Source organism: Deltaproteobacteria bacterium, assembly GCA_016931625.1.
Classification (GTDB): domain Bacteria; phylum Myxococcota; class XYA12-FULL-58-9; order XYA12-FULL-58-9; family JAFGEK01; genus JAFGEK01.
This window is the reverse complement of the sequence record JAFGEK010000126.1, coordinates 1-10,114: the sequence shown is the minus strand read 5'-3', so window position 1 is coordinate 10,114 and position 10,114 is coordinate 1. Positions and strand designations below refer to the sequence as shown.

The 10,114-nt window shown below is 40.1% G+C and carries 8 protein-coding genes; 2 read left to right on the top strand and 6 right to left on the bottom strand.

Annotation, left to right across the window (positions count from 1 at the left end):
- Window positions 1-12 precede the first annotated feature (12 nt).
- The 3 genes from JW841_10885 to xylB form a co-directional block, all read right to left on the bottom strand.
- On the bottom strand, window positions 13-1,191 hold the full coding sequence (locus tag JW841_10885) for an ROK family transcriptional regulator (protein MBN1961442.1): 1,179 nt from the start codon (window positions 1,189-1,191) through the stop codon (window positions 13-15).
- A gap of 62 nt (window positions 1,192-1,253) precedes the next feature.
- Complete coding sequence (gene xylA / locus JW841_10880; GenBank protein ID MBN1961441.1) at window positions 1,254-2,567, bottom strand: xylose isomerase; 1,314 nt, start codon at window positions 2,565-2,567, stop codon at window positions 1,254-1,256.
- Between the two features lie 51 nt (window positions 2,568-2,618).
- A complete protein-coding gene (gene xylB, locus JW841_10875; GenBank protein MBN1961440.1) occupies window positions 2,619-4,088 on the bottom strand; it encodes a xylulokinase in 1,470 nt (489 codons plus the stop codon).
- Between the two features lie 856 nt (window positions 4,089-4,944).
- Between xylB and JW841_10870 the strand changes: the two genes are divergently transcribed.
- The gene (locus tag JW841_10870) at window positions 4,945-5,742 is read left to right on the top strand and encodes a Fic family protein (protein MBN1961439.1); all 798 of its coding nucleotides are present in this window, start codon (window positions 4,945-4,947) and stop codon (window positions 5,740-5,742) included.
- 40 nt (window positions 5,743-5,782) lie between these two features.
- Here JW841_10870 and JW841_10865 read toward each other — a convergent pair whose 3' ends face one another.
- From JW841_10865 to JW841_10855, 3 genes are all read right to left on the bottom strand, one after another.
- Window positions 5,783-6,589, bottom strand: coding sequence for a hypothetical protein (locus tag JW841_10865; protein MBN1961438.1), 807 nt, complete (start codon window positions 6,587-6,589; stop codon window positions 5,783-5,785).
- On the bottom strand, window positions 6,586-8,073 hold the full coding sequence (gene dacB / locus JW841_10860; GenBank protein ID MBN1961437.1) for a D-alanyl-D-alanine carboxypeptidase/D-alanyl-D-alanine-endopeptidase: 1,488 nt from the start codon (window positions 8,071-8,073) through the stop codon (window positions 6,586-6,588). The genes JW841_10865 and dacB overlap by 4 nt, the downstream gene beginning before the upstream one ends.
- A gap of 216 nt (window positions 8,074-8,289) precedes the next feature.
- Window positions 8,290-9,027: a hypothetical protein gene (locus JW841_10855; GenBank protein MBN1961436.1), complete on the bottom strand. Its 738-nt coding sequence runs from the start codon at window positions 9,025-9,027 to the stop codon at window positions 8,290-8,292.
- A gap of 215 nt (window positions 9,028-9,242) precedes the next feature.
- Between JW841_10855 and JW841_10850 the strand changes: the two genes are divergently transcribed.
- Entirely contained in the window at window positions 9,243-10,025 is a 783-nt protein-coding gene (locus tag JW841_10850; protein ID MBN1961435.1) for an HAD family phosphatase, read from the top strand.
- The last annotated feature ends 89 nt before the right edge of the window (window positions 10,026-10,114 follow it).

Genomic DNA, 10,114 nt, shown 5'->3' with positions numbered 1-10,114 from the left:
TTTTTATATATTTTAAGGCGCGAGAAATTGCTGAAAAACTGCTCCAGCGGCGCCAACCGCACAGGCATTAATGCCAAAGCGACATTGTTGTATGGATACTTTTTGTTGATCGTATTTGCCTGAGCTATGCTGATAATTAGTTATTGCAGTATCAATTAATACATCACCTAGCTGACAAAGTGGGCCACCTAATACAATTAAAGATGGATTAATAGTATAGCCAAGATTTTGAATTAGCAAACCGAGATATTCTCCAGCTCGCTTGGTTGCTTCAATTACTGCTGGATCATTATCTTGTACCCGTATTGCTAATTCTTCAATAGGTATTACTTCATTATCGTTACCTAAAATATCGCGGCTAATTGCTTGTTGCGAAATAAAAGTTTCAGCACAACCATGTCTTCCACAAGCGCATTGTGGGCCAGAGTGTTGCAGAAAAGTATGACCCACTTCGCCAGCAAGACCATCATGACCTACGTAAAGCCGATCACTTAATACAATACCTGCACCAAGACCTATGCCCATACTGATGTAGACAAGCGGTCCATTTGGCCGTGGCATGCCAAAAACATACTCACTTAATGCCGCAGCATTGGCTTCGTTTATTAATGAAACCTCAAGGTCGTTGGCCCCAAATTTAGCTAAACTAGCTGAGATATATTTGCCAAGAGGCAAATCATGCCAACCGATATTTGGGGCAAAGCGTAAAATACCATTATTGCTATCGACCATACCTGGCACGCCGATACCAATACCTAAAGGACGACGCGATTGTTCTATTAGAGTATTTCTTATATTAGAAATAATAGCAGATAACTCAGCAATAGATTTGTCAACATTATCGTGATGGTAGGGAATACATTGAGAATGAAGTATTTCACCGTGCAAATTGCATGCAATCACATTAATATAATCGACACCAATTTCTGCGCCCATTAAAGCTATACGATTTGGATCAATAGCCAATGGTACAGGACGACGCCCGACACCATTGCCTGATGTTGGCTCTCCTTCGCAAAGCCAGCCTTCTTCAATCAACTCAGCTACTAACATACCAACTGTAGTTTTGGTTAATCCGGTACGTTGGGCTAATTCGACACGACAAAGGCCGGGCTCAGCTTTAATAAAACGAACAAGCGCCATACGGTTTATGCGCTTCAGCAGACTCTGATCACCTGCGACATTAATCATAATTCATGCAATTGAAGGTTATAGGCAAACAATACGTGCAATCACTACATCTATTACTAAAACTAGAAGTAGTTGTTGAGCAAGTTCTCTAAGAACTCTTGCTTACCAGACACCGGTTGTACGTCTTGATCGCGTTTTTGTACATGTTGCGCCAATTCTTCAAGTCCCATACGACCTGAGAGAATATCTTTGCCAAATGAACTATCCCAACCTTGATATCGTTGTTGTACAGATTTGGCAAGTTTCCCGTCTTGCATCATTTTTTCGGCGATTAGTAATGCACGAGCGCAAACATCCATAGCACCGATATGAGCATAAAAGAGGTCGGTTGGATCAAGCGACTGTCTTCTTACTTTTGCATCAAAATTTAAGCCGCCAGTAGTAAATCCGCCACCTTGGAGGATGTAATATAGTATTAAAGCTGTGTCGGAAATGTTGTTAGGAAACTGATCGGTATCCCAACCTAATAAGGTATCTCCGCGATTTATATCAAGACTTCCAAAAATACCATATGCAAAGGCACTAGCAATTTCATGCTCAAAAGTATGACCAGCTAAAGTCGCATGATTTGCTTCAAGGTTGGTTTTTACTTCTTTTTCTAAGCCGAAATGCTGCAAAAAGGCATAAAGCGTAGCTGTATCAAAATCATATTGATGTTTAGTTGGTTCACGTGGTTTTGGCTCAACCAAAATAGTGCCTTTAAATCCAATTTTATGTTTATATTCAACAACCATCGACAGAAAACGACCAAGTTGTTCAAACTCGCGTTTTAGATCAGTGTTGAGTAAAGTTTCATAGCCTTCGCGACCGCCCCATAGTACGTAATTTTCGCCCCCAAGCTCTTTTGTAACATCAATAGCATTTTTAACTTGGCTTGCTGCAATTGCAAAAATTTCGGGGTTCGGATTAGTGGCTGCCCCAGCCATAAAGCGACGATGCCCAAAGAGATTAGCAGTACCCCATAAAAGTTTCATCCCAGTGCGTTGCTGATGCTGCGCAAGTACTTCGGCCATACTGCGAAAATTTGCTTGGCCTTCATTCGGGGTAGTACCACCAGGGGCTACATCAAAATCATGAAAAGTGTAATATTTAACCCCTAGCTTGGTGAAAAAATCAAAAGCTGCTTCAGCTTTAAGTTTGGCTGCGGCCATTGGATCTGACATTTGTTGCCAAGGTCGCAGGAATGTTTGAGAACCAAATGGGTCTAAACCAGTACCGCAAAATGTATGCCAATAACAAACAGCAAATCGCAGGATATCTTCCATGCGTTTGCCCAGAATTATTTGATCAGGTTTATAATAGCGAAAAGCCAAAGGATTTTGGCTTGTTGGTCCCTCAAAAGCAATGGGTGTGATTTCAGAAAAATAACTACTCATTTGAGTTCTCCGCCTTCCCCCCACGTTTTTCGACATTATTAATTAAAAATATTAATGAATCCAAAGCGGCGCAACTGATTGATACAGTTTTACAAAACGCCCATATCGTTCGGTCAAAAACGTATCTGTTGAACTATTAGGTACAAAGGTACAATCATCTGGTGGAGTAGTGCATACGACACTCTCGTTGCTGCCGCAAGCTAGCTGTGCCAATCTTGCTGCCCCCAATGCAGCACCAGTTTGTGAGCCAGTATAGGTCTGTAAGGTTATACCAAGCAAATCAGCAATCAATTGAGACCAATAAGCACTTCGTGAACCACCACCAACAAGCGCTAATTTTTTAATACTGGTTCCGGCATCTCGCAGTGCTGCGACTCCGTCAGCTAAGCCAAATGCTACGCCTTCAATGACTGAGTAAGTTAATTCAGCACGTGTGGTATTATGATTTAAACCCCAAAATACTCCTTGTGCTGATGGGTCATTGTGAGGAGTTCTCTCACCTGATAGATAAGGCAAAAATATGGGTGCTTGCTCTCGTGCTTTGATATCAAGATGCTCTACTTCAGCAAGGAGCTCGGCTTCATTTTTAGCACCTAATAATAGGGTGACCCAGCGTAAGCAACTTGCTGCCGAAAGCATAACGCTCATTTGATGCCAGCGCTGTGGCAGAGCATGGCAAAATGCATGAACAGCTCTCTTTGGATTAGGTAAGAAACGGTCGTTAACCACAAAAACAACGCCGGATGTTCCAAGCGAGACAAAACCACTACCTGGGGCAATAGCACCAATACCAATAGCACTTGCTGCATTATCGCCGGCCCCACCCGCAATAATTACCGGATGCTGCATTTTCCAGCGAGAGACCAGTTCAGTGCGCAATTGACCAGTTGACTCGCTGCCTTCAACTAGTTTTGGCATATGCTTGCGAGATAGGCCACAAGCAGCCAGCATTGCATCAGACCAGTCACGCTTTGCTACATCAAGCCATAGAGTTCCTGCAGCATCAGACATTTCAGAGAATTTTTCGCCGCATAATTGTAACCGTAGATAGTCTTTTGGCAGAAGTACCGAATCGACTTTGGCGAAAATCTCTGGTTCATTATGAGCCACCCATAATAATTTAGGGGCGGTAAATCCAGGCATCGCTAAATTACCAGTTATATTTAAGGTGTTTGGTTCTTTAGCAACTAAATCTTCACATTCTTTAAACGACCGTGTGTCGTTCCATAAAATTGCCGGGCGTAGAGGTTGGTCATTGGCATCAAGCAATGTGGCACCGTGCATTTGGCCTGATAGACCTATACCACGGGTTTGCGAGAGTTGCTGCGGATGTGATTTTTTAATAGCATCAACAGCGATTAAAGTTGCTTGCCACCAATCTTCTGGTTTTTGTTCTGAATATAATGGTTGCGGTCTCGATACAGAGAGAGGCGCTCCAGTAGAGGTAATAATACTGCCGTAATCGTCAATTAATAGTGCTTTAATCTCAGAAGTCCCCAGGTCGATCCCGAGAAACGTCATGCCTAACCTCATGAAATTTTGGTAAGGTTTTATAACTAATTGATTTGCGTTACGTGTAATTATAATAACTGTCAAGTAATCTATAAGTTATTAATAACTCATTTAATAGCTAATAAGTTTACAGGCCGATCTTAATATTTAAAATAAGAGACTAAATTTTTTATTGGTGTTCAGCTTAACTGATACTTGCTTTAGTAGCGCGTCATGATTATTGAGGGCTGCTAAATAAATTACTCATCAAAAAGAGGAAATAACATGCCAAATTCAAAAAGTAAACAAAAACGTAAAAGAATGTCACGAAATATTAAAGCTAAACAACGCACTGCGCGAAAAAAAGAACAAATAAAATCAAGTACTTATGCAAAATAATACCTTAATAAGTCCTTTTTTAGATGGGTTATAATTAGCCATGCAAGTCGACTTATTACCGTAGCTATTATGTATTATTAGGGTTTGAAAAAGATCTTTTCTGTCAATTGTTATGATCTTATGTACACAAAAAAAATCTAGTTGTGGATAAGTGTCTCCCAAAAAGTTACTAACTTGTTGATAAGTGTGGATAAATTGTTTAATTAGTTAAAGTTCTTCTATTGAAACAATGAATTGCGAAGCTTCAACGCTCAGGGTAACCTGTATCTCTATTGAATACACTTTTATAAGTGTAGATAAGTCGGTTGGTTTTGGCAGTAAATTTTTACATTCCACCTGATGGCTATTTGCCAAGCAGAGAGTGGTGTGTTTAACACAAGGAGGTCTTATCTTCATTTAATTAAGAGGTGTCGCGTACATATAGCCGATTGGAATTATAGTTATTGGACTTTTTCCAGCATATCGAGCAACAGACGAGGCAAGAAAAATGGATCTGAGCATATTCGATCATGACAGCGCAATAAAGCAACGCTATCTTGAGATCGAAGACAGGGCCGAGGCAGCCAAAGAGGCAATCGCTAATAGCGGTTGGGCTCCAATGAAATTTCAGGATATGTATGATATTTCATGGATTTATCATGAAAACGGTCTTGAAGGAGTAGTCCTTACCTATCCTGAAATTAAGAGTGCTATCGAAAAGAAAATTGTCAGCGATGTAAGTCTTCTGCCTACTTATACCGCAATTAAAAACCAAAAAATATGTATCGACATGATGCGGGCAAGGGCGCAACAAAAGCGTTTTATTATTACTATACCATTTTTAAAAGAATTACATGGATTATTGGTAAATGATCCTGATATGGCTGGTGTTTATCGCAAAGATATTCCGATTCACCGAACATATTTTCATGAAATAGCACAGCCAGTCAACATACCAACTTTACTACAAAAAGCGCTCGATTATTTAAAGGCAAAACCAGAACGAGATCAACATCCAATAGAGTTTGCTGCAAATGTCCACCATCGTTTTATGCGAGTATTTCCATTTTCACAACACAGTGGCACGATTGGTCGCTTATGCGCTAATTTTGTTTTAATTCGCGCTGGTTATATGCCAATTATTATTCATTCTTCAGATCGACAGCATTATTATGAAGCACTACGCGGACAAGAGCGTGATTTTCGTCTATTTATGGCGGAAGTTATGGAGAGTTCGTTAGATAATGCTGTGCGTTTCTTTACTGACCGTTCTATGGTCGCAAATTTAGCCCGAGCAGCCCGGTAGTTTTTAATTAAGCTTTAGATCAATTCTATTTGAAACTGCTTTAATGCGGCGTAGCCTTTAAAACTACTTTCCCATCTTTAATCGCAACTTTAAATTCAACTTCACGGCAGTTCAATCGTTCACGCAAAGTCGACTCTTGTTTGTGCAACGTTTTTGCAAAGGCATCAATTGAGACTGGTTCTAATACTCCAATGTTTTTTCGTGCCTGTATATACTGAACATGAAGTTGATTTATTTGATCTGAATATGGCGAAGATGAAAGAGGATGTTTGTTTATACTAGTTGTATTTGAAGATGACCTTGGAGTTGCAGTTGGCACGTGATTATTTGTAGGTGACATAGAGATGGAGTTTGATCGAGAATTTTTTGTTGGCAGAGGTGGTGGGGTATTGTTTTTCGCAATAGAGACGGCTTGTTTTGTTTCGTTTGAGTTTACGGTAATTATGTCATTTTTTGTTTGAGGCAAGGCCGTTGAACTTATTGCATTTTGATTATTACTATTCGCAAGAACTCCATTTGGTTTAGTATCTTCACTAGATATTAATTTTTGGGCCCGTATACGATCACGCTTAAAAGTGCCTTTTTCAATTTGATTGGTGATACGATTCCAGTGTTGTTCGAATGTAATTAAAGTAGCTTGGATTGATTGTAAGCGAAACCTTCGTGCGGTGTTTTTATTTGTATCACCAAGCAATCTATTAAGCTGTTTTTTTACCTTAGTGCGTTCTTTTAAGGGTTCTACGCGTTCTACACCTGCAAAATATTTTTCATAAGCAATGCGAAGCAGTTTAACAGCCTCAGCCAGTTCTGATAGTTCTTGATTAGGTTTGGTGGTTAGCGAAGTCATGGAATCGCCACCTCCCTAACTTCAGTTGATGTAGCTTCAGCCATGGATTCTGGTGTATTGAGAAAACGCATACGCGCCATTAATGCACCAATTTTGTTTTGTACTTGCCAGACTTCACTCACCGGACTTTGATAATCATTTACTAATAATGAGAATACCAGTGTATCTCCATTACGTGTTGGTACATATCCTGACAATGCACTAGAAATTGATAATGTTCCTGTTTTTGCACGTAATAATCTCGACGCTTCGGTAGTACGCATGCGTTCACTTAAAGTGCCTGAGGCACCAGCCACTGCTAAAGAAGAAATAAACTCAGGAGCTATTTGAGAATTATGGTACATAAATTCAAGAACAGCAGCAATTTGTCTTGGTGTCATGCTGTTTACACTATGCAAACCGCTCGCGTTACTTATGCGATAGCTGCCAGATTGCAGACCCACTTCATTGATTAGAAAATCATCAAATGCTGATTGAGATTTACTCCAAGATCCAGGCGCTCCAAAACGAGCGGCTCCTAAAGCTAAAGCAAGCTGTTCGGCCATGAAGTTATTTGAATGTTTATTCAGCTTATAAATAATTTCTGTTAAGGTTGGTGAACCAACGCTTGTTAAACGTGTCGCATCAGGGGGAGTAAGCCCAACACTTACAGATTTATACACTTTAATACCAAATTGTTGCAGCATAGCTTTTATTGCTTCACCAGCGTAAATCGGTGGATTGGTAATGCGTCGATAATACGCACGTCCTGAATCTCGCATATTAATACGCCCAGATACTCTTACGCGGCTGCGTTTGCCCTGTTCAACAACATCAATACTTAGTCGAGTTCGACGGCGACTAACGGTAGTGGCTGCATTGTCTAAAGTGACATAGTTAGATGTGGGCTCAACAATGACACGTGCTAAGGCACCGGGAATAGAGTTTGGTTGTACATGGATCAAAACAGTATTGAAGCCTACTGAAACAGCACCATTTGGAGCCATATAAGCATAATCTGAATGGTCTTCTTTCCAACCATTAGCCATATGCGGTCCTGGGAAAAAACTGTCATCCACAATAATATTTCCGATGGTGCGTATTCCAGCATAGTAAATACGCGAAGCGAGATACCAAGCACGCTCATAGGTAAATAGAGGATCACCGTTACCTTTGATAATTATATCGCCACTTTGTTTTGATTCTCCATTGGGTAGAAAATAAACCTCAGTAAGAAAACGATAGCTTGGTCCGAAATAATGGAGCGCTGCCGCAGAAGTAATAAGTTTGATGTTCGATGCTGGAATGAAAAAAGTATCGGCATTACGGGTATATAACTCACGACCATCATTTAGGCGTTTTATATAGACCCCAACTTTCGCTCCAGAGAGGACTTCGGTATTGAGCAATTCGTCTATTTGTGCGGCCATACTTGCAGGAGTATCGTTGGCGACCGTTTGAGTCGGTAAAGTCGAAAAAATTATTGCTAACGCGACAGCATGCATATCTTTAAGATTTTACACACTGAATTGCTTAATACCCAAGATATTTGCGTAAAAAAAGGCCTAACCACCGTTAGGCAAAGGTTGGGGGGGGAGGGAAACCATGCCTCTACCAACGATGATTAGGCCAACTTAATATTCAAGGTCATACTATAATTAGCGAGCTTAAAAATGCAAGAGCATAAGTAATCAATATAGTTTTTACCAACGACATAATCTTTACCAACGACCACGGCGTTCAATACGTGATACACGTCCTCCGGGAATAAAAGCTTGTTGTGGTGGTGGCCGTTCAAGATGAAACTGATACCATTGCTCTTTATATGAACGCATATTGATTTTTTTGTTGTTTTGCACAGCAAGTAGGGCTTCAGCTACTTTAGGGTCATTTTTAGTTTTTTTAACACCAATTGCTAATAAAGCCTGTGCTGCTGGGCGGTCATTAATCTGGGTTAATAAATAAGCATATAGGTTCCAAGCTAAACTTTGTTTTTTGGCGCGCTTGATAATAATATCAAAAGTTTTACGCATAGAGGCGTGATCTTTCTTTTTGTAATAAATAACGCCTAACATGGCACCGCCTAGCCAGTAACCAAAACCCAATGAACGCTCAAGATAAGGAAGAGATTTTTTAAAATCTTGCTGTAAAAAATAAATCACCCCGATCTGAGTATCGACCTGACTACGGACACCAAACTGCCATACACAAAAAGTATAAGCTTTTTCAATAGTTGAAATAGCAAGATCTAATTTAGGGGGAGAACTTGATAGAGATTTACTTGCTTGTGAAAAAATAGCTTCAACCCGTTTTAAGGTACGGCGCATTAATACAAAATAGCTTGCGATTAAAGCTATAATACCTGGCACAATAGCTTCATAAGTATTTAATATGCCGGTAAGGCTGAGTATCGCCACGATGACGGCACAGATGAGTAAAGATATTAACAAATTGCGCATAATAAAAACTCCATTAAGGCAGATGCCGCAAGATATTTAGCATGCGTCACTCCCTCATTTAGTAGGGAGTAGCTAACCGACTAATTTTGTGAGGCATTATGAGAAATCATACGTAAGCCTCATAAACTCTGTCTTGATTTTACGGCAGCCATTAGTGCGCCGTCATAGCAATCGTATTGGGTGAAGTAAAGTTTGCACAAAAGAAAGATACGGCAATGCAATCAATAGCTTCATTTCCATCAGCAATTGCTCATAATCTAAAGGGGGTATTGTGTGATATTGATGATACCTTAACATTGAAAGGCAAATTATCTGCTAGTGCATATCAGGCATTATGGGATCTTAGAAAGGCTGGCTTGGTTGTAGTTCCAGTTACCGGGCGACCAGCAGGTTGGTGTGATTTAATTGTACGGCAATGGCCGGTTTCTGGGGTAGTGGGTGAAGATGGCGCGTTTGCTTTTTATGAAGAAGCAGGCAAACTTTGCTGTGAGTTTCATCCTAATGTTGATCACAGTGGTCAAAAACGTCTTGAAGAAATTGCACAAGAAATATTAGCAACTGTGCCTAATACCAGAATATCTCCAGATCAAGCCTACCGTTTAGTAGATTTTTCAATTGATTATGCAGAAGAGCCACCAATTCTTGATCAAAAAGCAGCACAGCAAATTCGCGATATTTTTTTAAGTCACGGAGCGCGTGCGAAAATTAGCTCAATTCATGTAAATGGTTGGTTTGGCGATTATGATAAGTTATCAATGACGCATAGATTTATTAGCGAAATTTTAGGCTTTAGCCTTAATCCTGAAGAGTGGGTATTTTGCGGAGACTCACCCAATGATGAACCGATGTTTGCCTATTTTCCCTATGCTTGCGCAGTGGCCAATATTGATAAATTTAGTGACAGTATGAACTATTTGCCACGCTATGTCGCCAGTAAAAATGGCGGTGAAGGATTTGCAGAGATAGTTGAGATTTTGCTTAAGTTGCGAAATACATAAAACGTAAGTTCTCAATAAATACTGGCGAAACATGGGTGTCATCTCGAACGTAGTGAGAGATCTTTTTTATGCTTTTAAATATAAGATTT